At 35.0% G+C, this 26,701-nt stretch carries 28 protein-coding genes; 20 read left to right on the top strand and 8 right to left on the bottom strand.

Going from position 1 to position 26,701, the window contains the following annotated elements; translation table 11 throughout:
* Window positions 1-20 precede the first annotated feature (20 nt).
* The 3 genes from EKM64_RS02385 to EKM64_RS02375 all read left to right on the top strand — a co-directional run bounded on the left by EKM64_RS02385 (window position 21) and on the right by EKM64_RS02375 (window position 2,696).
* Entirely contained in the window at window positions 21-284 is a 264-nt protein-coding gene (locus EKM64_RS02385; protein WP_125675204.1) for a helix-turn-helix domain-containing protein, read from the top strand.
* A gap of 274 nt (window positions 285-558) precedes the next feature.
* Entirely contained in the window at window positions 559-1,767 is a 1,209-nt protein-coding gene (locus tag EKM64_RS02380) for a GGDEF domain-containing protein (RefSeq protein ID WP_125675201.1), read from the top strand.
* Window positions 1,768-1,805: 38 nt separating this feature from the next.
* A complete protein-coding gene (locus EKM64_RS02375; protein WP_125675199.1) occupies window positions 1,806-2,696 on the top strand; it encodes a DMT family transporter in 891 nt (296 codons plus the stop codon).
* A 107-nt stretch (window positions 2,697-2,803) separates the two neighbouring features.
* On the opposite strand, the gene EKM64_RS02370 is transcribed toward EKM64_RS02375, so the two are convergent.
* The 3 genes from EKM64_RS02370 to EKM64_RS11725 form a co-directional block, all read right to left on the bottom strand.
* Entirely contained in the window at window positions 2,804-4,105 is a 1,302-nt protein-coding gene (locus EKM64_RS02370; RefSeq protein ID WP_377769376.1) for a glycosyltransferase, read from the bottom strand.
* The gene (locus EKM64_RS02365) at window positions 4,099-4,611 is read right to left on the bottom strand and encodes a hypothetical protein (protein ID WP_125675195.1); all 513 of its coding nucleotides are present in this window, start codon (window positions 4,609-4,611) and stop codon (window positions 4,099-4,101) included. The genes EKM64_RS02370 and EKM64_RS02365 overlap by 7 nt, the downstream gene beginning before the upstream one ends.
* A gap of 299 nt (window positions 4,612-4,910) precedes the next feature.
* On the bottom strand, window positions 4,911-5,090 hold the full coding sequence (locus tag EKM64_RS11725) for an LPXTG cell wall anchor domain-containing protein (RefSeq protein WP_125675251.1): 180 nt from the start codon (window positions 5,088-5,090) through the stop codon (window positions 4,911-4,913).
* A gap of 76 nt (window positions 5,091-5,166) precedes the next feature.
* Here EKM64_RS11725 and EKM64_RS11360 point away from each other — a divergent pair, with 76 nt between their 5' ends.
* The 5 genes from EKM64_RS11360 to EKM64_RS02340 all read left to right on the top strand — a co-directional run bounded on the left by EKM64_RS11360 (window position 5,167) and on the right by EKM64_RS02340 (window position 7,970).
* A complete protein-coding gene (locus tag EKM64_RS11360) occupies window positions 5,167-5,361 on the top strand; it encodes a hypothetical protein (RefSeq protein ID WP_164505271.1) in 195 nt (64 codons plus the stop codon).
* Between the two features lie 108 nt (window positions 5,362-5,469).
* Window positions 5,470-5,952, top strand: coding sequence for a hypothetical protein (locus tag EKM64_RS02355; protein WP_125675193.1), 483 nt, complete (start codon window positions 5,470-5,472; stop codon window positions 5,950-5,952).
* A 168-nt stretch (window positions 5,953-6,120) separates the two neighbouring features.
* A complete protein-coding gene (locus EKM64_RS02350) occupies window positions 6,121-6,495 on the top strand; it encodes a GntR family transcriptional regulator (RefSeq protein WP_125675191.1) in 375 nt (124 codons plus the stop codon).
* Window positions 6,488-7,198 (top strand): ATP-binding cassette domain-containing protein, encoded by a 711-nt coding sequence (locus tag EKM64_RS02345; RefSeq protein WP_125675189.1) that lies wholly within the window; start codon window positions 6,488-6,490, stop codon window positions 7,196-7,198. Before EKM64_RS02350 ends, EKM64_RS02345 begins: the two co-directional genes overlap by 8 nt.
* Complete coding sequence (locus EKM64_RS02340) at window positions 7,191-7,970, top strand: hypothetical protein (RefSeq protein ID WP_125675187.1); 780 nt, start codon at window positions 7,191-7,193, stop codon at window positions 7,968-7,970. Before EKM64_RS02345 ends, EKM64_RS02340 begins: the two co-directional genes overlap by 8 nt.
* Before the next feature lie 164 nt (window positions 7,971-8,134).
* Here EKM64_RS02340 and EKM64_RS02335 read toward each other — a convergent pair whose 3' ends face one another.
* Complete coding sequence (locus EKM64_RS02335; RefSeq protein ID WP_125675185.1) at window positions 8,135-11,317, bottom strand: LPXTG cell wall anchor domain-containing protein; 3,183 nt, start codon at window positions 11,315-11,317, stop codon at window positions 8,135-8,137.
* Window positions 11,318-11,824: 507 nt separating this feature from the next.
* Here EKM64_RS02335 and EKM64_RS02330 point away from each other — a divergent pair.
* A complete protein-coding gene (locus tag EKM64_RS02330) occupies window positions 11,825-12,295 on the top strand; it encodes a glutathione peroxidase (protein ID WP_125675183.1) in 471 nt (156 codons plus the stop codon).
* A gap of 84 nt (window positions 12,296-12,379) precedes the next feature.
* Here the strand turns inward: EKM64_RS02330 and budA are convergent, their stop codons facing one another.
* Together budA and alsS are read right to left on the bottom strand one after the other, a co-directional pair.
* The gene (gene budA / locus EKM64_RS02325; RefSeq protein ID WP_125675181.1) at window positions 12,380-13,093 is read right to left on the bottom strand and encodes an acetolactate decarboxylase; all 714 of its coding nucleotides are present in this window, start codon (window positions 13,091-13,093) and stop codon (window positions 12,380-12,382) included.
* Window positions 13,094-13,109: 16 nt separating this feature from the next.
* On the bottom strand, window positions 13,110-14,786 hold the full coding sequence (gene alsS, locus EKM64_RS02320; protein ID WP_125675179.1) for an acetolactate synthase AlsS: 1,677 nt from the start codon (window positions 14,784-14,786) through the stop codon (window positions 13,110-13,112).
* Window positions 14,787-14,889: 103 nt separating this feature from the next.
* Here alsS and EKM64_RS02315 point away from each other — a divergent pair, with 103 nt between their 5' ends.
* Window positions 14,890-15,315, top strand: coding sequence for a MarR family winged helix-turn-helix transcriptional regulator (locus EKM64_RS02315; protein ID WP_125675177.1), 426 nt, complete (start codon window positions 14,890-14,892; stop codon window positions 15,313-15,315).
* A 323-nt stretch (window positions 15,316-15,638) separates the two neighbouring features.
* Here EKM64_RS02315 and EKM64_RS02310 read toward each other — a convergent pair whose 3' ends face one another.
* A complete protein-coding gene (locus EKM64_RS02310; protein ID WP_125675174.1) occupies window positions 15,639-16,049 on the bottom strand; it encodes a peptide deformylase in 411 nt (136 codons plus the stop codon).
* Window positions 16,050-16,196: 147 nt separating this feature from the next.
* On the opposite strand from EKM64_RS02310, the gene EKM64_RS02305 reads away from it, so the two are divergent.
* The 3 genes from EKM64_RS02305 (at window position 16,197) to pgtP (ending at window position 19,100) form a co-directional block, all read left to right on the top strand.
* Window positions 16,197-16,787: an NADPH-dependent FMN reductase gene (locus EKM64_RS02305; RefSeq protein WP_125675172.1), complete on the top strand. Its 591-nt coding sequence runs from the start codon at window positions 16,197-16,199 to the stop codon at window positions 16,785-16,787.
* A 66-nt stretch (window positions 16,788-16,853) separates the two neighbouring features.
* Window positions 16,854-17,660 carry a glycosyltransferase family 8 protein gene (locus tag EKM64_RS02300; protein ID WP_125675170.1) on the top strand — a complete coding sequence of 269 codons (807 nt, stop codon included), beginning with the start codon at window positions 16,854-16,856 and terminating at the stop codon, window positions 17,658-17,660.
* A gap of 90 nt (window positions 17,661-17,750) precedes the next feature.
* Window positions 17,751-19,100 carry a phosphoglycerate transporter protein PgtP gene (gene pgtP, locus EKM64_RS02295; protein WP_125675168.1) on the top strand — a complete coding sequence of 450 codons (1,350 nt, stop codon included), beginning with the start codon at window positions 17,751-17,753 and terminating at the stop codon, window positions 19,098-19,100.
* Between the two features lie 171 nt (window positions 19,101-19,271).
* Here pgtP and EKM64_RS02290 read toward each other — a convergent pair whose 3' ends face one another.
* Window positions 19,272-19,631, bottom strand: coding sequence for an ArsR/SmtB family transcription factor (locus tag EKM64_RS02290; protein WP_125675166.1), 360 nt, complete (start codon window positions 19,629-19,631; stop codon window positions 19,272-19,274).
* 118 nt (window positions 19,632-19,749) lie between these two features.
* Here EKM64_RS02290 and EKM64_RS02285 point away from each other — a divergent pair, with 118 nt between their 5' ends.
* The 7 genes from EKM64_RS02285 (at window position 19,750) to EKM64_RS02260 (ending at window position 26,695) form a co-directional block, all read left to right on the top strand.
* Window positions 19,750-21,651 (top strand): heavy metal translocating P-type ATPase, encoded by a 1,902-nt coding sequence (locus EKM64_RS02285; RefSeq protein ID WP_125675164.1) that lies wholly within the window; start codon window positions 19,750-19,752, stop codon window positions 21,649-21,651.
* A 456-nt stretch (window positions 21,652-22,107) separates the two neighbouring features.
* Complete coding sequence (locus tag EKM64_RS02280; protein WP_125675162.1) at window positions 22,108-22,548, top strand: universal stress protein; 441 nt, start codon at window positions 22,108-22,110, stop codon at window positions 22,546-22,548.
* 505 nt (window positions 22,549-23,053) lie between these two features.
* The gene (locus tag EKM64_RS02275; protein WP_125675160.1) at window positions 23,054-23,887 is read left to right on the top strand and encodes a hypothetical protein; all 834 of its coding nucleotides are present in this window, start codon (window positions 23,054-23,056) and stop codon (window positions 23,885-23,887) included.
* 175 nt (window positions 23,888-24,062) lie between these two features.
* Window positions 24,063-24,227 (top strand): hypothetical protein, encoded by a 165-nt coding sequence (locus tag EKM64_RS11355; RefSeq protein ID WP_164505270.1) that lies wholly within the window; start codon window positions 24,063-24,065, stop codon window positions 24,225-24,227.
* A gap of 135 nt (window positions 24,228-24,362) precedes the next feature.
* Window positions 24,363-25,328, top strand: a complete 966-nt coding sequence (locus EKM64_RS02270) for a DMT family transporter (protein ID WP_164505269.1) — start codon at window positions 24,363-24,365, stop codon at window positions 25,326-25,328.
* Window positions 25,329-25,471: 143 nt separating this feature from the next.
* Window positions 25,472-26,236, top strand: coding sequence for a threonine/serine exporter family protein (locus EKM64_RS02265; RefSeq protein WP_125675148.1), 765 nt, complete (start codon window positions 25,472-25,474; stop codon window positions 26,234-26,236).
* Window positions 26,237-26,245: 9 nt separating this feature from the next.
* Window positions 26,246-26,695 (top strand): threonine/serine exporter family protein, encoded by a 450-nt coding sequence (locus EKM64_RS02260; RefSeq protein ID WP_125675146.1) that lies wholly within the window; start codon window positions 26,246-26,248, stop codon window positions 26,693-26,695.
* The last annotated feature ends 6 nt before the right edge of the window (window positions 26,696-26,701 follow it).

The raw sequence follows: 26,701 nt of genomic DNA, 5'->3' as shown, positions 1-26,701 counted from the left end.
TGATCGAAAGGAGAAGACTAATGATAGTATGGGATGACTTAAAGGACCAAACTACACTTATTTCTGAAGATGAAATGAAGGTGGTTGAAACATTATCACAATTACATAAAAATCGTGTTAGATCAGGCGTTACACAAAAGGAATTGGCTAAAAGAATAGGAATGCAACAACCACAATTAGCCAAAATTGAACGAATGGACTCAATGCCAACACTAGTTACTTTAAACAGATATGCACGTGGATTAGGTATGGAGATTAAAATGTCATTAGTCTCAGCCCATTAGATATTTATTCTAATAGTTATCTTCGGTTGTGATGGGGTCAGTCTGCTGTAGTTAATATTTTCTCAAGATGTTTCCACCGCCGGCCGACCCCATTGCAATCGAAGATTGATTTGTTAAGTATGATTCCAGAGCTTTTCTGGAATCATACTTTTTTTGTTATCAAATATTTAGCTAAATTATATATTTTTTAAATCCGATACATTTATAAAAAAATTTATTTATATTCATGTAGTATACTAGTGACAGACTTAAATATTAATCTCAGAGGTATGGAATGATAACACAGCTAGAGGCTGGTACTTTTCAAAAACTTTTAAATATTGATGCTAATATTAATGCCATTATTATTGGCTTGATCACGGTTGGATTGATTACAATTTTGACTTTTATGTCATACTATTTTGAAGATCTGGCTCGAAGGCACAAAAGCAGATCATTTATTATGCTCTTAGGCATATTGGAAGCCGTAACATTAGTAGCCTGTATGATTTTGGTTCAGCATATTTTTAAGGCAATCAATGCCGGCAATTCAACCAATTGGTTTTATGCTACGACACAGATGACATTGATGCTTTATTGTCTTTATACGATGCAGAATCACTTTATTGATGTAGTTAATATAATTGCTCCATTATATGTTTTTGGTCATCATTTAACGGAAGACAATACAAAATTCAATATTCTCTTTGTAGCAATTTTGATTGCGATGGCAATTACAGTTATTTACATTGCTCGTCATAGAAAATCAATTAAAGCTGATGAATGGAAATATCTAGCTCTACAAATAATATATGGTGGCATTTGGTGGATTCTGATTTGGTCAGTTTATAAATTTTCACCATTGAAAACTATCTATATGATCTTTGGATTTATTTTATATATGTTGATCATACGATTGTTTTCCAAGTGGATCAGAAATTCATTTAACGATTACGATATTATGACCAAAAAGGTAAATTACGATGAGCTGACGGGTGTTAGGAATCGTGCTAATTTTGATGAAACAATCGACGAGATCTTCAAAGTATATGGAAAAGAGAATAGTGTTCCTTTAACGATGGCGATGTTTGATATCGATCGTTTTAAGGATTTTAACGATCATTATGGACATTGTGCAGGAGACAAGGTTTTACAACATGTAGCAGAGGTTTTTCATCATCAAATGTTCAAACAAACTTCTCATGGTCAGATGTTTCGTTACGGTGGGGAGGAATTCGTTGTTATTTTTCGAGGGATGAATGTTGATGAGTCATCTGAAATTATTCGTTCGATTAGAAATAGCTTGATAAACGATCCGCTTTACTATGACGGCAATGAGTTAAATATCAGAATATCATTTGGTGTTTCTCAATTAGCATCAACGGATAAAAATATTGATGAATTGTTTCAACGTGTGGATCAATATCTTTATAGATCAAAGAAGGCAGGACGTAATAGGATCACAATTGAGGACAAGACATTTAAATTTGAAACAGGGGTTTAGTCTTTCTTAAATTTATACAATGTAAGGGGGATAATCTTGTGTCAAAAAGACTATTAGGATTACTCCTGGCGATCGCAGGACCATTTCTGTGGGGAAGTTCAGGAATAGTAGCTGAGGATCTATTTAATCATAAAATTGATACCATTTGGTTAGTAGCAATCAGAATGTTGATATCAGGAATATTATTATTGGCATACGGCATGTTGAAAAATGAGGATATTTTTCAGGTCTATCATAATAAAATGGCAACCATAAAATTACTGTTGTTTAGTGTTTTGGGTATGACATCAGTCCAAGTTACTTATTTTATGGCGATAGCGAAAGGAAATGCTGCTACAGCAACGATTCTCCAATATACCTCTCCAGTTATGGTGATCGTATATCTAGCTTTAAGAAATTGGCAAAGACCAACTAGAGTTGAAATTATTTCGGTTATATCAGCTATAATTGGAACATTTTTAATTGTTACTCAAGGAAACTTTAGTGGTTTAGCAATTCCATTATCGGCTTTAATATGGGGACTTCTTTCGGCCGTGGGAGCGGCGTTGTACACTTTGATGCCAATTTCTTTATTGAAGATTTATGATGCAGTCCCCATTGTGGGGTGGTCGATGCTTATTGGTGGTTTATTGATCGGTATATTTGATCAAGTTTGGAATAAGACTCCGCAATTAACGATGGTAATGTGGTTAGAGGTTATCTTCGTAATTATTTTTGGAACAATGTTGGCATTTTTATTCTATCTTCAAAGCTTGGCTTACATAGATCCAACCACAGCTAGTGTTTTAGGTGCAGTAGAACCTTTAACGGCAATGATTCTAGGTGTTTTATTTATGCATGTAGTATTTAATGGGTATGGGATTTTAGGAGCCGTACTTGTCATCGGTGTAACTGGATTACAATTTTTAGGAACAAAAGAGAGTTATTAATAGCAATTAAAAATACGTTACATATACAATTTGTATATGTAACGTATTTTTTATTTATCATATTAATTTGGTAGTAGTATTGAGGATGTTTTATTCAAAAAGTCTGATTACACTTTTTTATTACGTTTAGGACTTTCCCAAGTACCTTGTCCATGTCCTCTTATAGTTTTGATAGCTGGAATAAAGGTTGTAACAACGGAGAAAGCATTTACTTGCCAATAAATTAAGGAATAAAACGGCATAAACATTAGATATTTAAATTTTTTACCACGTTCATCGACAATCAAGGCTGCACCCAATTGCAAGATCCCTGCGAGCATTTCGAAAGTTATGAAGACAAATGACATCGCGAATAGGAAGATAACTTGTTTTAAATCACCAGTGAAGATGAAACCAATTAGTGAAGCAATGAATGATATTAAACTAATAAAGTAGAAGAATGACCAAGTAATACTAAAAGTTTGATCAACTAGGAACGCAATTTGTCTGGTACGTTTTATAGGATGCAAAATGATTTTCCAGAAATTGGATAACCAAACTTCAGTACCTCCTTTGGCCCAACGTTTTCTCTGATGATAGAGACTTCTTAAATTGTCAGGAACATTCATGTAGAAGATTATATTGGGAGCAAATATGGTAGACCAACCACTGATTTGATGATCCCAAGCAATACTTATGTCTTCAGTTGCACGATCCTGTCTGAATAATCCAACATCGATCAAAGCGTCTCGACGATACATAGTATTGGCTCCGCTATATGCGTACATATTTCCAAAAACCCCAACCTGACTGCGTTTGATAATACCAACAATACTTGAGAATTCAACAGTTTGTGATTTACAAATGATAGTATCACGATTTTGAACGTCCATATTGGCCGTAACTGCAGCGATGTTTTGACCTTCAGATGTATTAAAATAGTTCATGTATTTCCAGATTGCGTCTGGTTCTGGTATTGAATCAGCATCATTACTTAGAATAAATTCGCCCTTAGTAAAAGCAACACCGACATTAAAAGCATGGGCCTTGCCTTGATTTTTTTCGATACGGACAACTTTTAAATTGTCATACTTTAGCATCAATCGTTTTAGTATATCTAGGGTACCGTCGGTCGATCCATCGTCAGTAACTAAAACCTCGTAATTTGAATAATTCAAATCGTTCATTAAATAATTAATCGTATCCTCAATCATTATCTCTTCATTATGTGTAGGGATCATGATCGTTACAAAAGGTTGAACACTTTTATCTATTTTTTTATAATTTGTAATTCTGTGTGCATAAAGAAATTGATAGCAGATCATTCCGATCAACCAACAAAAGGATCCTAGTATTGGATAGGAAATCAATATCAATAGGAAAAAATTAGCCACAGCATCAAAAGAAGAAATCCCTGTATTGATCATAATTTTGCGCCTTCGAATTTACTATAAATTTTATCGATAGCCTTGATCTCAAAATTATTTTCAGGAGTTACCACATAATATCTAATGTCATTGCGCCGATAATAACGTTCACCAAATTTAGAAGTATAAAAATCCTTAATAGCTTCACGACGTGCAAAAAGCTTTTTTTCATCGTAAATTGCGTGACGTTTTACATGATGTTTAGTGTAGTAATTATTATACAAAGTAAACCCAATAGTAATAATTGCTAGAATTATGAAGGCTTTAGATAAAAATCCCCCAAAGAAGTTGAATAAATCTTTTCCTTCAGGAACTGACCATGGTTGACCTTCTAAATGTTTGCTTACAAAAACAGTCATGGATAACGTCCAGTAAATTGGAATGATCATAATTATCCAGGCTAAAATGGTAATTAATGTTTGTCTTATTTTTAATAACCAGTGACCTTGTTCAAAGAAAGCATCATGGATGTAATTTTGCATAAGGTTATTATTTTTCTTTATTCTCATTGTCATCACCCATAACTTTTTACCTAAATAGGTTATTGAAAGGTAATATTTAAATAATATTTTAAAATCTAAAGGGAATGATAGATATTCAAAAATCGATTAATATTCACTAAATGTTGTGATTATAAAGGATTTTGAATATGTATATATTTATAATCAATATTTATGAGTCTCTTTTTGAAAAGCCCCGTAATCCTTGATATGACGCCCTTTGATTTCCTCTAATAATAAATATTTCTTTACTAAATGCAAGAAAAATGGATCAAAAAAAGTCCCTTTACAGGACTTTTCTTACTCTATTAGTTACGACGTCTGAAATCAAATACTCCAAGAATTGCAAGTAGAAACATACCTAAGCCAGTTGCCCAGAAAGTCGATTCATTACCAGTCTGTGGAAATTGAGAATTTGTTTGTTTTGCATCATTGTTATTTGTTGCGGATGTATTTAAATTTTCATTTGAAGATTTATTTACTTCAATTAAGTTGTCCGCTAATTGTGATTTGCTCTGATTTTATGTGGACATTTGAATAATTGGAGAAGTTTGGTTAGCTTGATTGTTTGCTGAATCATTAACAGCACCGGTTGAATTATCTGAATCTTTTGAATCAGTGGGATCAGTTACAGAACCATCAGTGGAACTTCCGTTGTTAGAGTTTTCGTCATTTCCATCCGAACCACTATTATCATCTGTATCACTAGTATTATTATCCGAATCACCGAAAAAATACTTAGAAATATTTTTTGATTAATGTTATGCTGTAACTAATTTAAAAGTGCGTATAATTGATCAGCACGTTGACAACAGTCAGCGTGCTGATTTTTTTTGTGCTTTTAGGAATAAAAGGAGTGAATTATTTTTGGAATTTCAACAAAAGCTACCACAAAATTTACGTGAAACGATTGTATTCATGGCGGTTATATCAATTATTTCTGTTAATTTGATTGCACCAATTATTACAGGATTAGAGGTAGGATTTTCAGTGGATCATTGGATAATGGTACTTAGACAGTTACCATTTATATGGATCAGTGTGATCATTTTGGTTGTTCTAACACAGAAACCGGCCGAAAAAATGGCCAGTTGGTTTTTGGATCAAAATGCCGGCTTCAGATCTACCATGATGATTACGGCAATGTGCAATGTCTTTTTAATGTCAATTGTATTGACAGTTTTAGGAACATGGATCGGAACAGGAAGTGTAACGATTGATCCACTCGTTCATTTCTTTGAGAAGTGGCCTAGAAATTATACAATTGCCTTGATAGTTGAGGCCTTTATTGCACAACCCATTGCTCGTTTGGTTATGTCTTTCTTTCATCGAGAAATGGTTTTAGATTAAAATCGTACTACACAATTCATTAAATTTTTATTATAAGCGAGTAACAAAGAACAACTTCTTTTGTTTAATTACAAGAAGTTGTTTTTTTTGCTTTTTTCTTGTATTATTTTCTTTATAGATCTATAGTGTATTAGTGAACTAATACAGTACTGGAGAGGAGAAGTTACTTTGAATTTTGACGACAAGATTCCAATTTATTATCAAATTAAAAATCACCTCTATTACCAGATAGTCGCCGGAACACTGGCACCTGGTGTAAAATTACCATCAGTTAGACAATTGGCTGTGGATGTAACGGCCAATGTTAATACGGTGCAACATGCTCTAACAGAGATGCTGGATGAAAAAATAATTGAATCTAAGCGTGGCAAAGGCAATTTTGTCACCGAAGATATTGATAGTATCAAACAATTGAAGGATAAGTTAGTCATTGAACAGATTTCTTTATCCTATAAGAAATTACATGCGTTAAGCTTAACTGATACGGAAATAATAACTGAATTTAAAAAATATATGAAAAATAGGAGTGACATAAATGACTGAACTATTGAAAATAGAAAATTTAAATTATAATCATAGTTTAAAAACCATTTTGCACGATGTTAATTTGACCGTCGATAGTGGAAAAATCATTGGATTATTAGGTGAGAACGGAGCAGGTAAAACTACTTTAATGCGTTTAATAACTGGTAGTGCACATGGTAAAGGCAGTATCTCTATTAAGGATGCTACTACGGCTACTAATAGAAAGAGTCATGTCAGTTTTACTGAACATCTAGGTGGATTTCCAGCGGGAATGAAGATAGAGAAGTTACGTGACTTCTATAAAAATGTTTATCCTGACTTTGATGAAAAGCGTTTTGATGAATTATTAGAATTTTCGCAATTAGACAAGACATCTAAAATTTCTTCATTATCAAAAGGTATGAAAGAAAAGTTGATTATCACTTTAACTTTGGCACGTAAAGCTGATTTATATTTGTTGGATGAACCTTTTGGCGGAATTGACAGTATGAGTCGTAAAAAGATCATCAGCAGTATCATCAAATGGAAGTCTGAAGAATCTACAATGATCATCAGTGATCACTATGTAACTGAAATTGCTCCAATTTTGGATGAAATTGTTGTGGTCAAAGATCAAACCATTAACTGTCACAAGAAGACTGATGAGATCCGCGAAAACGATAGCCAAAGTATTGAGGACTTCTATGAAAGTCTATATGAGGAGAGTGATCAAAATGACTAGTTTTGGAAAATTCTTTAAAGTAACAATTGGTGAAAGATTCAGAGCAATGAATTTCATTCTACTGATCGATTTGATTGCGATCGCCGTTACATCAATTTGGATAGCAATTACAGGAACGTTAAGTTCAGCAACATTTTCAAGTATCGTATTTTCTTGGTCATCAGTTGTATTTATAGTTGCATTCATCCGTTTGGCGGTTATTCAAGAACGAACTTTTACGCGAGATAGTTATCGATTAATACCGATCAGTGATATAAAATTCTATCTTGGTAATTTGGCTTCAACCTTAGTTTCTTTCATATATGTAATCGTGGTTGAAGGGATTCTTTATGGCATTGTTGCAGCGATGAACTGGAAGAGTATTCAAGAAATGTCAACGTATATGAAATTAATGAATCCGGGAACAAACTTTACTCCTTTAAACGTATCACTAGCTGGATTATCAATTATTATTTTGACGCTTGCAATGATAGTACTTGGTTGGACAACTATTAATTTGATCCATTTAGTTGGACGCTCAGCCGGGAACTTTTTACCAAGTACAGGACGCAGAGTTTTAAATGTCGTTATGTATATCCTAGTAATTTGGTTGGTTCTTAGAGTGGTCAGTTTCTTAAATACACAGATCGGTAATTCAATGTCGCTTATTAGTAATTCTAATGATACATTGACATTCTTCTTAAATGTTGGGGCATTCTTATTGGTTGCGGCTGTTGAAGCAGCAGTAAGTATTTACCTCATGAACAGATGGGTCGAGACGATTACCGAATAGAAAAAGCCTACGGCTTTGATTTAAGTACACAAATAAATATTTATAGCTGTATTCTGTTTTTTCAGGATACGGCTATTTTTTTACTCAAAATAAAAATACCTTCATAAAATTCATGAAAGTATTATTTTATATAGCATATATATTCAATAACATCTAACCAAAAACTAGTCTTTTTTACGTCTAATTCCAAACGCGCCACCAATAGCAAGTAATAACATCCCTAAACCACTAGCCCAAAAGGCTGACTGATTACCAGTTTGTGGGAATTGACTAGCCTTATCAGAATTAGGATCAGCTATTGAAGTAGAATTGGATTTGACTGTATTAGTAGTATTTGTTGAATTGATTCCAGTTTCAGTAACAGATCCTTGAGTTGTAGCGTTAGTTGCCTTAGATGAATTATTGACAACATTTGTATCGATATTATTTTGACCAGTTGTCGTTTGATTATTAACGGAACCAGAATTTGCATTTGAGTTATTTCCACCAGAGTCAGGATCTGTTGTTGTACCTGATCCATTGTTTGGATCGGTATTTGTACCAGAACCATTTGATCCTGAATTATTATCTGTGTCTGTACCAGAACCGTTTGAGCCAGAATTATTATCAGGATCAGTGTTTGTATCTGAACCGGTAGAACCGGAATTGGATCCAGTAGTAGGAGTCTGGACTGTTAATATCGATGTTGCGGTCAATGTCTTTCCAGCAGCATCAGTATATTTATAGGTGATCACATATTTACCGGCTTTTGGAGTATTCATTGTACTTACATCGACTTGATCACCAGTACTATCAGTAATCGTAGTAGTCAAAGTTTTATTTAGTGCCTCTGAAGCAATGACTGGGTTGCCATCTGAATCATTGAATTCAGTTATATTTTGTGAAGGGTCCCATGTTGATCCTGTGTTAATAGTTTTAGGAGCAGCTGTTAGGATACTTTTATCACTTTTAATAGTAATAGTTACTGGATCTGAAGAGACGACTTGTTTAGAATCTGGATCGGTATATTTAAAAGTTACAGTGTATGTTCCGGGTACGGTCGTATCAATTGGATCATTATTCTGGTCAACTACTGTCAATGTTCCTGATTTTAGAGCAGCGTCAGGATCAACATTGTCACCATTACTATCTTTTAAAGTTGTTACAGCGGTTGCTAAGTCGCCGTTTTGATAGATAGACTCATTTGTAGCAGCAATTTGGCTGTTATCAACAATTACAGTAACAGGATCTGACTGTACAGTACCGCCGTTGGCGTCAGTATAACTGTAAATTACGGTATAGTTTCCGGGTGTCGAGGTATCAATACTAGTTTCGTCACTGCTAGTTCCGTCGGGATTATTTTTTGTTATTTTTGTAGTAATAACATTGCTGGTGCCAGTATTATTGAATGCCGTTTGGATATCTTGTGAGCTCAGTGGGTTACCATTTACATTATTTACAGAGACACCGTCTGAAGCGTTCCAAGGTGTATCTTTGTTTAAAGTTGTATCAGTACCAACTATTTTCGCGTCTGTTACATGGACGATTGTATTTAAGGAAGAAGTCTTTCCAGTGGTACCATTTGAAAAATAGGTATTTCCTTGTGCATCGGTATATGCATATTTGACATTATAGTTTCCAACTTTTGTTGGGTCTAATTGCGACGTAATCGTTAAAATATTGTTTTCAGAATCCGTATAGGTATAAGTTCCAGGAGCGGTCAGTTTAGTACTATCTCCAGTCATATCAGCAATTTTTATGCTATCTCCACCTGGTGTTGTTATTGCTACATTATTATCGGGGTCAAAAGCCGTATCAGTGTTGACCTCAATTGTTGAATTATTGGGAACTAATTTAGTTTTAATAGGGTCCAACCAAAAAACGTAGGTTTTTCCATTTACGGCGGCGTTACTAGATAATACTAAAGATGTGGGTTCTAAATAAACGTTACCTGGCCAAGCTAGGCTTGTTGAATTTGGTGTGACCGTCGTATCAGTACCCATGTATTTTAGGGATGGTAACCAATAATTGATTTTATAACTTTTTAGGTTTGTACTTGCATTTATGTCATCATTGACCTGGTCTTCGAGATTATATGATGATCCTGCAGAGCCAGTCTTAAGAGGTGAACTACTATTTGGATAAATGATAGTTGCTTTATTACCTGCAGTACTTGTAGTGAAAACAGTATATAGGTCGTTAACATTTAGGTTGATATAGTCAAGATGAGTAGCACCATTATAAACGGAGATCCCTGCGACATTTTTATCAAGCCAATCGCTACCAAAATAACTGGAGGAAACGGTTGTATATCCATTACCGATGTTGTATGTACTATCACCAATTCCAGCATACAAAACATCATTGTAAGGAATAGATCCAGATGGAAAGATAGTTGTTCCGTCATCTTCCATGGCATTGATATTAACCCCAGTTATGCCAGAATCTGCTGTTGGAGTATGAATTTTCACACTCATTTTAGTTTGATTGATAAATCCCTTTTGGGGGTCGACTGTACCAAGTAGATGAGCGTTATCATCTGGTCTAAAGTAAAATACTTCTCTGTTACCTTTTTCCGTCGATGTGTTATTTAATTGAAATGCGGTCAGGCTATTTATTTGAATGTATCCACGAGCAGTAAGGTCCTTTACATATTGATCAGCGCCAGCCTGCATATCAGTAACTGTTGACGTTATACCAGTAGGTAGAACAATATAAAAACCGTATAGTTCTTGATTAGGGTTGTTATTGCTACTGTCCATCCAATGTTCCGAACTGTATGGTAAAACAGAAGCATAACCGTTAACCCCATAAGGTACATATTTATTTTGGGAATTAACATTTACATAAAAATTACTTAACGAAGGAATGGAATCAATCGGTTTAGCAGTGGGTGTTTGTGTAGTTTGATCTTGAGTATATGATTCTGGAGTATTTGTCGTATTTTGAGTCGTATCAGAATCGACACTATTATTTGTTGGAGCAGCAGCAGAAGCATAACTTATAGGATCGTTTTGATTATTATTTACATGAATATTCGTAGGTTGTAACGTGACTGTGTTTGAGTTTACTTGATTTTGGTCATTGCTTTCTGGTGTCGTTGGAGTATCATCTTTGCTTTCGTCAGTATTATTTGATGTATTTGCATTCATTGAAGGGTCGTCAACAGTTTGATTATTTGTATCAGGTTCAGATGCTTCAGGTTCAGCAGAATTAGGATCGGTAGCTGCGGCATTAACCGGTGTTGTAATAGCTAATCCGGCAACAATAGATGCAGTAACTATTGGTACAGCTAGCCATAATTTATCTGTTTTAAAAGGTTTTGTATTTTTATTGATCTCTATATGAAGTTCCCTGTATTGTTTCATAGATGATTCTCCCTCTCGCACTTAGGCCGGGCATTAGCTTTGTTTAAACAGAAACTGGTTAATACTGCGGTCTACAGCATTTTCATAATTAAATAATAACATAAAAATATTTATTTAAATTATCCAAAGTTTGAAAGAAAATTTATCAAAATTGATTAGTTTCGGGGGAGGGTCACCAGAAGCAATGAAAATTACGGTCTGCTGTGGGACCGACGAGAGCCAAGGACTCTCGTCTCGATTATGAGCTTTGCTGCCGCAAATCTCATCGCCTCCGGCTTGAGGTTTTATGGTGTGAAAAATGCTATATTTTTGTGTGATTCAATTTATATATAATACATATTAGCTGAAGGTTTTTAGTAATGGAACCAGTTGTGCAAGTGGAGTTACTAGAAACCTTCAGCGGTCCCCCTCTACTCAGCAAAAAGATTGCAAATAAAAAAATTCAAAATAATTATAACTTTTGTATATTAAACGTATAATGACATTAATATGGAAGGAATGATTCTAATGGCAACTATTTATGATTTTTCAGAAATAGAGATGAATGGCGACAAGATCGATTTTAACAACTACAAAGATAAGGTGGTTTTAATCGTCAATACTGCTAGTAAATGTGGTTTAGCTCCACAGCTTGAGGGCATTGAAGAGCTATATAATAAGTATCACGAACAGGGATTAGAAGTTCTGGGTCTTCCCTCTAACCAATTTCATCAGGAATTGGGTTCTGATGAAGAAACGAATGAATACTGTCAAATGCACTACGGTGTGACTTTCCCTATGACCAAACAAGTTAAAGTTAATGGCGAAGGTGAGGATCCATTATTCACTTATTTAAAGGAAACTGCAGGTAATGGTCGGATCAAATGGAATTTCACTAAGTTTCTATTGGGGCGTGATGGTCAAATGATAAAACGTTATGCACCTGTTACTAAACCTGATAAAGTCGAACCTGATATTATTAAAGCTTTGAATAAATAGAATTAAAAATGGGATGCTCAACTGATTTTTCAGTTGAGCATCCCATTAATTTTATTTAAGATCCATAGTTAACTTTTTATAGAATTATCCTTCAGCGTTATGTACGTCGTCGATAATATTGTCCTTTGAAAAATCATGATTCATATACTCTTTATTAGCAGTTGGTAAGTGCTGTTCCAACGTATCAAATTGTTGGAATGAAACGGAACCTGTAACTGAATCAAAACTTAGGATATGTCCACCAAAACTACGGTCATCAGATAAGAAGTGGCTGTGAAATCCACCAACTGCAGCTCCGTCAAACAGACTAGGTGAGTGGTAACTGATCAATGTACCAGTTACAGAATCCTTACTGAATGTATTTTGTTTCTCGGCCGTTTTTGAAAGTGAGTCATAAGGAGCAGATGATTTTCTAACTGCACGGGTAGTTATATTTTTAAAAGTACCTGTGATTTTAATGGAGAAGAAAGTATTAGTACTATTGGCAGCTTCTTTTATTTGTGATTGTAGATCGTCACGGTTGATATCTTCAACCTCCATCATTTCGGCGTAGTCGGCAAAGTGACTGTTAGCAAATGGCATGGTAAATTCGTCATTAAGGATATTGATCTTACCATCACCATCAAGTTGATACGGTGTGCCATTTAGAATAATCAATTCACCATCTAGACCTTCACCGGTTCCAATACCGGTATCACCATGTTGCAATAGCTCATTCATAGTCAAAGTTCCATCAAGCAGACCAGGGACTAACAATGCTAAAGTACCATGTTGATAAAGAATATTTGTGTTTGACATAATAAATTCCTTCCTATTAGTTCAAAACGTCTTCGAGTAATGTTGAAACAAGTTTGATATTGTCACTGTAGTCAACAGGGATATCAATTATAACTGGACCAGAGGTTTTAAATGCTTTTTTTAGGCTATCTTTTAGTTCATCTGCTGTTTCGGCGTGCATACCAGTAGCTCCAAAACTTTCGGCATATTTAGCAAAGTCAACATTACCTAAGGTAACACCTGAATAACGTCCATATTTAGCAACTTCTTGGAATTTGACCATGTCATAGTAACCATCATTCCAAACTAATTGAACAATATTAAGGTTTAGGCGGACAGCAGTTTCTAGTTCCTGTCCTGAGAATAAGAATCCACCATCTCCAGCAACGGAGACGATTGGTTGTTCTGGACGTTCCAAAGCAGCAGCAATGGCCCAAGGTAATGCAACTCCAAGTGTTTGCATACCATTACTGAATAGTAGATGTCTTGGCTTATAACTTCTGAAATGTCTGGCCATCCAGATATAGTGACTACCGACATCAACTGTAACGGTTGTATCATCGTTAACTTGATTTTGTAGAGCGTTGATGATTTCAAGTGGATGTAGTCCCTTACCAGATTTTTCTTCAGGAACTTTATCTTGAGAAACAAAATTTACTTGCATGTTATGCAAATGTTCTTTTAAGTCGTCACTTAAACCAATATTTTCAGGAAGATTATGCGCTAGATCTCTGATCGTTTTAGCAATATCTGCTTGAACAACTAAATCAGGTTGATATTCATTAGAAATTTCAGGGGCAATACTATCTAAATTGATAATTTCACCTGAACGATCGACATTCCAAATTCTAGCTTCATATTCAACGGGATCATAACCAATGGCAATAACTAAATCACTTTCTTTAAGCATTGCATCACCGATTTGATTTCTGAATAAACCAACACGGCCATAATAATTTTTTTCAAGATCTCTGGAGATAACTCCGGCACCTTGGAAAGTTTCAACAACTGGAATTGAGAATTTATGTAATAAATGGTGGATGGCTTCAGTTACTTCTTCACTTGATGAACGCATACCAGCCAAAATAACTGGTAATTTAGCATGTTGGATCTTATCAATAATTTGGTCGATAGTTTGGTTGTCCGCGCCACCTTGTTGAATAGGGGCAAGTGTCTTGATCTCATCATCAGTAACGGTATCATCTAGGACATCTTTTGGAAGGGAGATAAAAGTTGCACCGGATTTTGGAGCCATAGCGGTTTGATATGCGTTAGCAAAAGTTTCAGAGATATTGTTAGCATCTTGCACTTCGACACTATCTTTTGTAGCCGAATTTAAAAGCTCTTTACTAGGAATACTTTGATGTGTCAATCTGGCAACATCATTACGAGGCACTTGACCACCTAGGGCAACGACAGGGTCACCTTCAGAAGTAGCTGTGATCAAACCAGTTGCTAAGTTTGAAACGCCAGGACCTGAAGTAGTTGCAACTACTCCGGGTTTACCAGTCAAACGACCAATACCTGATGCGATAAAGGCGGCATTTTGTTCATGACGTGTAATGATAAGTTTAGGGGCCTTAGGGTTATCGCTATATTCTAATAAGTCAAAAAGTTTATCGACTTTAGCACCAGGAAGTCCGAAGACGTACTTAACTCCTTGATTGACCATTGAATTGAATAAAGCTTCAGCACCGTTTTTTTCAGTTGACATTAATGTGTATCCTCCTTGAGTATCTGAGTTCATGATGTTATTGTAGTTAATATAAATCGTGGGTGTTGATTTGTCAACACATAATACTTGGAGAATTTTAAAAATGAAAAACATTGGATACTTAGCCCAGGACATATCGATCTTGCATAGAAAATACTATAAAGATACAAAAGAACAATTTGATGAATTAAAACTTAACCCTACGGCCGCATGTATTTTGCTGTCAATTGGTGATTATAAAGAAGTTAGTCAAAATCAAGTTGCCAGATTGTTGGTCGTTGATAAAGGTCTAGCAACCAGAGAGATCAATAAGATGCAAAAGCTTGATTATTTGAGCAAATCAGATGGAGTTGGTAAGACTAAAATTTTGAAGTTGACTGATACTGGGAAAAAGATTGTTGAAAAGGTTCAGCAAATTCGTGTCGACTGGTGGGAAAAACGTTTTGCGGATACTGGTATTCAGGCTGATAGTCCATTAGTTGAGGCAATTGAATGTGTTGTTGATGGAATTGTGGAACCAGTTGAGTAAGGTTAGCTGATATAATTAAAACGGAATAAATAAAACAGTTGGAGTCCTATATTGAAATTAGAATATGATAATTTTAAAGATTTGTTGACCATGTCATAATGGCGAATGTTTGAATGTGTAGATATCTCACCAACGGATTTAAATCAATATTACATAATAGTAAAAGCGAGTAAAAGTAAGTAGAAGCGAGTAAATATAAATTTATTGTGATTTATGCACTATTTTTCCAGTAATAAAGCTTTACTTCAGGGTAAAGCGAGTAAAAGTGAGTAAGAGCGAGTAAAAGCGAGTAAAAAAGTCTTGGCAAAATTGCCAAGACTTTTTTAAATCAATATTCCTTCCAAGTGATCCATTTCATGCTGAATAATTTGAGCTGCAAAGCCTTCAAAAGCTTGCTTGCGAGGCTTAAATGACTCATCTAAGTAACGTACTGTTATTTTCATAAATCTTTTAGCTGATCTTTCTCCAGTCAATGACAGGCAACCTTCTTCTACATTGTATGGTTCTGATTTACTGATGATATTAGGATTTATCAGGGGCATGACTAAATCTCCGAGTTGTAGGGCGATAACACATTTATTGATACCGATTATATTTGCGGCCATGCCAACACAATCTGTTTTATGTGATTTCAGTGTATCTATTAAATCAGTCACAACTTGAGTATCTTGAGGTGTAACTGGTGTTGATTTTTGTGAAAGCAGTGTTGTATCTTTATTAATTGGCTTTATCATGGAGTTCTCCTTTAGTAATGTAAATTAATCATATCAAAAATATATCATGAGCATAATGGTTGACTTATTAAAGTTTCAACTCTAATCTTAATATATATAATAAAAGAATTTATGATATATATTTTAAGAATAGTAGAGGGCAACTTGATGAGTACAAAAATTGGAATTATTTTAGGTAGTGTGCGTGGTGATGCATTAGGAAGTAAAATTTTTAAGCATCTTAAATCGGTAATGAAGAATACGGATGATGTTAAATATACTTGGTTGGATCTGCATGATTTTCCTTTGCCAGTTTATGACCATGAAGAGATTCCTTTAATGGCGAAAGTAACGGGTACAACTGAAATGGAAGAGAAATGGCTTAGTGCTGTTGATGAGCAAGATGGATATATCATGATGACTCCGGAATACAATCATGCGATTCCAGGTGGTTTTAAGAATGCTTTGGATCTGGTGGGATCTCAAGTAAGCAATAAACCTGTTCAGATCCTTAGTTACAGTTGTTTCAGTGATGGTGGTATGCTGGCTGCTGCCTCAATGGTTCCAATTTTACAAATTATGAATATGATCGTTCTACCTAAACCTGTTCTTGTTTGGAATGCCGAACCAAATTTTGAAGCTGAAGGAACTTTGAATCAAGACGTAGAGAACAGTCAACATTTTGAGAAACGTTTTGGTGAAGCTTTCCACGATATCGGTTTTTATGCAAAGGTTTTAAAAGATAATCCTTACAAATAGTGTGTATGAAGTCACGAATCGTCGTGGCTTTTTTGTTTGTTATACTAGTTTTAGAGGTGGGCTGATATGAATCTATTATTTGCGATTGACGATAATGTGGTTAAACAAATGCTGACGACTTTGTATTCCGTTAAAATGAATACGGAAGGTAGCTTTGAAATATATGTTCTTCAAAAAGATGAATTAAAAGAAACAGAGAGGATTCAGACTTTTTGTAAAAAATATGGGATGATGTATCATCCTATCATTGTGGATGGGACACGTTTCAAAGATGCACCAATAACGGATCGTTACCCGGCTACGATTTATTATCGTCTATTGGCACAGGAATATTTACCAGATTTGGATCGAATTTTATATCTGGATGCCGATATTTTGATCATCAATGATTTGAGTAAACTTTATAATTTGGATCTCGGTGATAGTCTCTATGCTGCTGCCAGTCATTCGGCGTTGTCGAATAATATGACGGAGCCGTTTAACAAAGTACGTTTAGGTAATTATGAAGCCGAAAGTTATTATAATTCAGGTGTATTATTATTTAATTTACCTAGAATACGTCAGACGATCAGTGCCGAAGATATTTTTAAATATATTGAAGAAAATAAATTGACATTATTTTTACCAGATCAAGATGTTTTGAATGGACTGTACGGTCATCAAATCATGAAAATACCTGATGAATTGTATAATTTTGATGCTCGAATGAGTGCTTTATACTTTGCTATTGGTGATGGACAGTGGGATCTTGATTGGGTGATCGATCATACTGTAGTACTTCATTTCTGTGGACGTGATAAGCCTTGGAAGAGTGATTATCGCGGACGTTATGCCGGGTTATACAAACACTATATGCATAAAGCCCTAATGTAGGGCTTTTTATTTTGAAAAAGTGTTGCACTGCAAGCGCTATCAGAATATTATAGAAAGGTTCGTGAACTTTTAAATCAGGGAGGGAAGCACATGAATTTTTTGACGCCTCCAGTAGCTAAGAAAAAAGTCGAGTCATCTAAAATTGATCCAACATATAAAAAATTACGTTGGCAAGTTTTCTTTGGTATTTTTATTGGTTATGCTGGATATTATTTATTACGTAATAATTTTTCGATAGTTATGCCTAAATTGATTAATGAGGGTTTTTCTAAAACACAATTGGGTTTTGCTTTTTCAGCTGTTTCGATCGCATATGGATTCAGTAAATTCTTTATGGGTATCGTGTCAGATCGGAGTAATGCTCGAATATTTTTACCACTAGGATTGATTTTGACTGCTTTGATCAATTTGGCATTTGGATTTATTCCTATTTTAACCAAATCTATCACGTCGATGTTTATTCTATTATTCTTGATTGGCTGGTTTGAAGGTATGGGGTGGCCGCCGTCTGGTCGTGTTATCACACACTGGTATTCGGTGTCAGAACGTGGTTCTTGGACGTCAGTTTGGAATGTGGCTCACAATGTTGGTGGAGCTGCAATGGCACCACTGGCTGCTGTCGGTATAGCGTTCTTTGCCTCAAGGATCCCGGGAACAAAATCATATAATGGGGCCTTCATTATCCCGGCTATAGTCGGGATAGTTATCGCCATTATCGCTTATTTTTTGATTCGTGATACGCCGGAATCACAAGGGCTGCCACCAATTGAAGTGTATAAGGATGATTATCCGAATGAGGAACATATTATGTATGAAAAAGAATTATCTGCCAAAGAAATTCTCTTCAAATATGTTTTGAATAATAAATGGGTTTGGATCATTGCCTGTGCAAATATTTTTGTTTATTTTGTCAGATATGGAATTGAGAACTGGGCACCAGCATATTTAACAGAAGTTCGTCATATATCGTTGGCTGCAAGTTCAGGATCGTATTTCTTGTACGAAATAGCTGGTATTCCGGGTACGATTTTTGCCGGTTGGGTATCAGATAAGCTGTTTAAGGGACGTCGTGGACCTGCAGGATTTTCCTTCATGTTAGTAGTGACATTTTTCGTCTTTATGTATTGGCGTTCAACTAATATTATGATGGTCAATACCGCATTATTCATGATCGGCTTTTTAATCTATGGACCGGTTATGTTGATCGGTTTACAAGCTTTGGATTCCGTACCTAAAAAAGCTGCCGGAACAGCTGCCGGATTAACGGGATTGTTTGGATACTTATTTGGATCTGTTGCCGCTAATGCGATCATGGGTGTTATTGTGGATCATTTAGGTTGGAATTCAGGCTTTATCACTGTTATGGTGTCTTGTTTGATTGCAGCTGGATTGTTTGCGTTGACCTGGAATCTTAGAGGACAAGAAATTGTTAAAAAATAAATAGTGTATTTTGATAGCATGATTTCGACGGGGAATCATGCTTTTTCATTTGAATTAAAATTATATATTTTGTCCAACCGTAGGCAAGCCTTTCAGTAATCCCACCATCATATTTCTGAATTTAACCAAAAAAAATAGGCCAGTCATTACGACCGTCCGATTTTAAAATAATTAGTTATCGTTCTCATCCTCTACAATATGTTCCTTAGTCTGATTAAAAATAGTAATAATATGCTGATCGCTCAAACGATAGTGAATATTACGTCCCTTTCTCATGCTGGAAACGAGATTCAACTGTTTTAACAAACTCAATTGATGTGAAATAGAAGACTGACTCATTTCTAGTGAATCGGCTATTTCACCAACACTTAGCGGTGTTTGTGACAGTGCCAATATGATCTTAACTCTAGTCATGTCGCCGAAAGCCTTGAAGACATTGACCATGGCTTCTAACTCGTCATTATTGGGTATTTCGTTGTTCAAATTGTGTAGAGATTTTATGTGTTCGTTTTCGAAATTATTATCTGTCATAAAATCACCTTTCTTACTCTAGATGGTTGAAGTTTACCACCGAATATTATATTATAATTGATGTATGAATGATTGCTCATATATTCATGTAAACGCTTTACACGAGGAGGATAACGTGATGAAATTATACAAAGTCGAATCAGATTATCAAACTGACAAAAAAAATCATCCGATCAAGAATGCCCTGACCAGAGAGTCAAAATTGACAATTATTAAACTAGTTCTGTCTGCAATTTTTCTAGTACTAGCTATGAATGATTCATTTGCTGATTCGGTTTCGATCGGACTTTACTTAATTGCTTTCGCTATCATCGGTGGAGAGATCGTTGTGAATGCCATCAAGAATCTCTTTAAGGGAGAAGTCTTTGATGAGAACTTTTTGATGAGTATCGCCACTATAGGTGCTTTGATTATTGGTCAATATCCTGAAGCTGTAGCGGTTATGTACTTTTATAAGGTCGGCGATCTGTTTGAAGATATTGCGGTTAACCGTTCTAAACGTTCTATCTCTGCATTATTGTCCGTTAAACCGGAATTTGCAACTATTAAGGATGGTGCTAAGATTTTAGTTGTTCGTCCTGATCAAGTAAAAATCGGTCAAACGATCTTAGTTAAACCTGGCGAAAAAATTCCTCTTGATGGAAAAGTTATCCTTGGACAATCAAGCGTCGACACATCTGCTTTAACCGGAGAATCTATGCCACGTGAAATTACGATCGGTGACGATGCTTTAAGCGGTTCGATCAATCAAGCGGGAGTTCTTCAAATTAAAGTAAATAAAATCTATGACGATTCAACAGTTGCTAAAATTTTGGATTTAGTTCAAAACTCAAGCAAACGTAAAGCTAACACAGAAAAATTTATTACTAGATTTGCTAAAATCTATACGCCGATCGTTGTTGCAATGGCATTAGTTTTAGCACTAGTACCACCACTATTTTTCCAAGGTGAGTGGAATAATTGGGTTTACCGTGCCTTGGTATTTTTAGTTATTTCTTGTCCATGTGCCTTAGTTATTTCAGTTCCACTGAGTTTCTTCGGTGGGATTGGGGCCGCCTCAAAACAAGGCATCTTAGTTAAGGGCAGCAATTACTTAGAATCACTGAACAAGGTTAACACAATTGCCTTCGACAAGACAGGGACATTAACTAAGGGTCAATTTTCTGTAACAAATGTCAATCCCCAAAATATTTCAAAAAATGAATTATTAGAAATTGCGGCTGCTATTGAAAGTAATTCTAATCATCCGATTGCACAATCTATTGTTGCAGCTTTTGATAAAGAGATAACTTCAACTATCGATAATTATAAAGAGACTGCTGGTTATGGTGTTAGTGCTATGATTGATGATCAGCCAGTCATTGCTGGCAATTATAAAGCTATGAAGGCTAATGGCATTGATGTCGATGAATCTAGCGATGTAGGTACGATTGTATATATAAGTAGAAACGGACAATATTTAGGGAATATCGTCATCGCTGATAGCCCTAAATCTGATGCTAAAAATGCTATCGACAGTTTAAAGAAACGTGGTATTAAGACAGTTATGCTGACCGGTGACAACAAAGTTATTGGAGAAGATATTGCTAAGAAATTAGATTTAGATAGAGTGTATACTGACTTGTTGCCTGAAGATAAAGTTAAAATCGTTGATAAATTGAGATCTGATAGTAACAGTAAGGTTGCCTTTGTCGGTGATGGTATCAACGATACACCTGTATTAACACAGGCTGATCTTGGTATTGCCATGGGTGGTTTAGGATCTGACGCAGCTGTTGATGCAGCCGATATGGTTATCATGAGTGATGAACCTTCAAAAATCGCTAAAGCAATGGATATCGCTAAGAAAACTAGAGAAATAGTTGTTGAAAATATAACTTTAGCTTTAGTTATTAAAATTTTATTCCTATTATTAGGTGCGGTTGGGATCGTCGGCATGTGGCAAGCAGTCTTTGCTGATGTCGGAGTAACGATCATTGCCGTTTTAAATGCTGTTAGATTACAATTGAAGAAGTTTTAATAGGTTTTCTAGTCGTCTCCAGGACTGAGAATAATTTACCTGCTATGCGGACCGGTCCGAGCCGTGGTCTCGTACCTCGGTTTTAAGGCTTGTAAAGCTCGACAAGTCTTAAAACTCGCCCGATGTTGTAATGGCTAAAGCCATAACGACATTTTCATAGCTGATGAATATTCTCAGTCCTTCCGACTGGATTTATCTAGTGGATTTATCTAGAAATTAAAATTAACCTCTTAATTTGAATATTTTCAAATTGAGAGGTTTTTATTATGGTTGTATTTTGAAATTAAATTGTTAAATAATCAAAGAAATCAGTATGGATGAAATATCTCCATACCTGGAAATTACAAGAACGTACGAATCCTATTTCAAATTCTTTACAACCAGAAAAAACGTACTAGAATGTTGGGCAAAGATGAGTAAACTGACGTCTTCGATTATTACAAGGAGGCACTTATTATGTCAAAAAAAGATCATTCATCTGAGCGAGTTTTAGTAGGAGTTGATGACTCTGAGGATGCTCAATTAGCCTTTCGGTATGCCCTAAGATATTGTTTAAAAGATAAATCTACATTAATTATTACTTCGATTTTGGAAGATGAGGATATGAATGTTTATCAAGCCTTGGACAAAGACTATGTTCATGGTGAGCGCAGTGAGCTGGAAGATCATATTAGAAAATATCGGCAAGTAGCACTCGATGCCGGAGTTAAAAATGTTGAGATATATGTAGCTGAAGGCGAGGCCGGTGAAACTATTGTTAAAGAAGTTATCCCTTATGTTGACGCGAATTTGTTGATAGTCGGATCAAACTCTAAAAAAGGTATAAAAAAATACTTTGGATCACAGGCCGCCTATATGGCAAAATATGCTCCAATATCAGTTATGGTAGTAAGATAGTAAAATGTACAATATTATGGTTAACGCGATGGTATTGAGTTTTTTTTATATTGTATTTGCATTTTAAAATATTAAAAGATTTTAATAAAGGCCTTATTATTCCAAATAATAAGGCCTTTTTTTGTTTTTTTTGCATAAAGCAATAAATGTTTTTGCAAATTATGCAAATTGAATGAAGGAAATTATATAATTTAGATGAAATGTGTTCCAAAAATGGACACATGGCGAATTTATAATGTACCATGCATGGTACATCTAAAATCCTAAAAATGTCTTACAAGGTTAACTAGAGCGTATAAATAGTAAATAGTGTGGATTTTATATTAGCACTGATGATATAATAGTGCTAAGAAGCAAAAAAGACGAGGTTAGAGCCTCGTCTGAATGAAATATATACACATTACAATTATATTCTACTGAAATTAAATACTTTTTCAATACAATTTAAAAAACATTTAATTTAATATTTCATTCTCTTTGCTCAAAATAGAAAAGAGGATATTATATGTTACAGAAGAAATTAGATTTTCATAGAAACCATAATGGTGCGGAAGATAAGATGTTTATTGACGTCAATCTTATAAAGTCATGTAAGGGGATCGATGGTGAATCTGCCATTTCCACTATAAATAGTTTTATGGAATTTTGCAGAATAGAGTATCTTAAGGGAAAAAAGGATAAAGTTTCTGGTCTACTTTCAGGATTATCAGAAAAACCATATTATCCATGTCTAGGTTTTTCTTTGAAGGGTGGCAATGGCCGTGGGGTATCAAAAAAAAGCTTGATTAAAGTTTTAGATATATTAATATCTAAAGAGTTTTCTAAAGAGTTAATTGAAGGGAATATATTTGCTCCTATTCTTGTTCAAAATTATGATAAGGATAGAAATTCTGACTTATTAATAGCATTGTCCATAAGACAATTTAGCGAATACACTAAAAAAATTGCAATTCAAGAATCACTCGAAACTAAAATCGTCTCGGCCCGAGCATGGAATACGGATAATAATGGCTGGGAAAATTCTGACATTGTGTTAGCTAGATTTTCTGATATGGATACGTTTCATTTGATTGTCCCTGAGGATATTTTATTAAGCTCTTTACCTTATTCAGCACGTAATTTTCTCTTTCACTACTGGTTACCTAAACTAAATGCACAAAGAGAGAAGAATGGGGAGAAGGCTTATAAACAGAAACAATTTAAAGAGAATGTTTTAAACAAATATGTTTCTACAAATGAATATTTGATTGAAATAATTACTGATATGAGCGGCGAAGACATATTGAATTACTTAAATAGATTTAAAAAATCTTCAATTGCTTATAGGAACAAAAAGTAAATAATTAGACTTTTAATTATTAATGTAAAGTAGGATTAGGCTACTATTATGATAGTTGTCTATTTTTTGGCCTATAATCAAAGAAAAATTTGTAAAAACCTACCCAAAAAAGGTATAGTGTGTATGTAATCGTTTACATTGTGGTGTGCAAATTGTGTTTAGGTGGGTGATTACTATGTCTACAAAGCAACAAAAAGATTTAAACTCACTCTTAGAATGCAAGTCGATTGATAGATTGAATTGTTCTATCGACCATTTATTGGAACAAAGTAACATTGACGATACGCTTTTAGATAATTTGATTCAAAAAGTTGAAGTTCTAAGAGACAAGGACTCGTAAGCTATGAGTCCTTTTTTTATTTCTTGTGAAACCGAATACACTAAGGAATTTGATATTTGCCCTTAATTTCACTACCCATAAAGTAGTAAACTGTTATTGTTTACTTACTAAAAATTAGGGGATGTAATTGAAGTTTTGAAGATAAAATCTATTCTATATATAGTCATACCAATGTTTCTATTTAGTTCCATGGAAATTGCATTGAAAATAGCCGGGGGGCATTTTAATCCAATTGAATTGAACTTTATTCGTTTCTTGATCGGTGGTTTGGCACTTTTACCATTTACAATCATGCATTTGCGACAGAATCATATCAAGTTGGCGCTGCGAGATTTGTTGTTATGTGCGTTGACTGGTTTTGTCATCGTGGTTGTCAGCATGACCTTATATCAATTCTCAATTCAAATATCAAAGGCCTCAGTGATTGCGATTATTTTGAGTGCTAATCCAATATTTGGTTTGATAATTGGATTCCTTTTTCTACATGAAAAACTAACTCGTACCAATACATTTGCCCTAGTTCTTACTTTAGTAGGGTTGCTAGTTATTATTAATCCATTCAATTTAAGCAAACCTATGGGTATTATCTTAGGTCTACTATCGTCTATTATCTTTGGAGTTTATGGAGTTATGTCCCGTATCTATGGCGGTAAGATCGGTATTAACGGCTTGTCGATGACTTGTTTGGCATTCTTGTTCGGTGCCGGTGAATTAGGTGTCTTAATGGGCTTAACTCATACTAGTTTAGTCAGCAATTTGCCAGCTAGATACAGTGAGTTTATCAATGTACCATTCTTTAAGGGACTAACATTACAAACATTGCCATTGATCTTATATATTTCTGTTCTTGTTACTGGTGTTGCCTTTGGATTGTATTTCTTATCAATGGAAAAAGTTGGGATTGTTCAAGCTTCATTGATTTTCTTGATCAAACCAGCCTTGGCACCTGTATTATCATTATTTATCTTGGGCGAGGAAATCAGTCCTCGTACAGTTATCGGAATTATTATTATCTTAGCTGGTTCAGCAATTACTCTTATTGGTGAGGATATCGCCTATCGTGTTATTGCGTTAGTTAAAAGAACAACACCTAATAGTTAAATAATTATTTCAAATGATCAGCATGCGTGCTGGTCATTTTTATTTTTATTAGAAATTAGTTGCTTTAGTTATGTTACTTTCTTTAAGATTGAAGTATTAGTATTCACAAATTATACTAATTTTAATGAAGTGAGGTGACACCAATGAGTGAGGATAAAAATGCAGATGCAAATGAAGTTGTCGATACTTGTCTTTTAGCGGGACGTTTGATGATCGAGGGTGGATCAGAAATGTATCGTGTGGAAGATACGGTCAGACGAATTGCCTATAATTCTGGTCAAAAGAATAGTGCTTCTTTTACTACTCTGACAGGCGTTATGATAAGTATTAAGGGGCAGCCGGTTACTCAGTTTGGAGCTGTTAATCATCGTGGTATCGATATGGAAAAGGTTGATCGGGTCAATACGCTGTCACGCCGTTATGGTAATAAAGAATTGACTCTCAATCAGTTAAAGAACGAACTGGAAAAGTTAGACAAGAACTTACCAACTTATCCAATGTGGATGCAGTTGTTGGGAGCATTTCTGGTCAGTGCGACAATGATGATCATCTTTACTCAAAAATATGATTGGTTCGATATCCCATTGGCCGGAATTACAGGTACTATCGGTTATTTAGTGGCATTTTACGTTACAAGAACTACTTCAATTCGTTTCATCAGTGATTTCTTGGGATCGTTTATTTTAGGAGCATTAGCCATGCTAGGGGTTCATTTCGGATTGGGTCATAATTTAAATAGTATTTTGATCGGAGCGGTTATGCCACTAGTTCCAGGTGTAGCCATTACTAACGCTTTACGTGATATGTTGGCAGGACATTTATTGTCAGGACTTGAAAGAGCTCTGGAAGCCGGAATGAGTGCCTGTGCAATTTCAGTCGGTATCGCCGTGTTATTCAGATACTTTTAGGAGGATGTTATGAACTATTTTGTAAAATTAATAATTCAGGTTGTACTTAGCTATGTAGGTACAGCTGGTTTTGGACTAATAATAAATATCCCCAAAAGAGCGCTTAATTTAGCTGGTTGGTCTGGAGCGTTAGGCTGGATGACATATTGGGTTTTATTTGAAGCAGGTTCAGGAAGAATGTTTGCCAATTTGGTGGCAGGTATCATTGTTGGTATCGGCGGAATAATTTTTTCTCATATTAAACGAATGCCGGTTATCTTATTCAATATTCCTGGATTGGTACCATTAGTTCCAGGAGCGACTGCCTATCAAGCAGTCAGCAGTTTAGTCTTGGGGAATTTTGACCAAGCAATAGCATTGTTGGTAAAGGTTTCGATGGTTGCTGGGTCAATAGCAACTGGATTTATGATTGCTCAAATTATAGGTGAGTGGTACTACAAGACACAATTAAAATTATAGGAGAAT

Source organism: Companilactobacillus keshanensis (assembly GCF_003946205.1).
GTDB classification, from domain to species: Bacteria; Bacillota; Bacilli; order Lactobacillales; family Lactobacillaceae; genus Companilactobacillus; species Companilactobacillus keshanensis.
The sequence above is the reverse complement of the archived record's forward strand: the minus strand, read 5'-3'. Positions and strand labels throughout refer to the sequence as shown.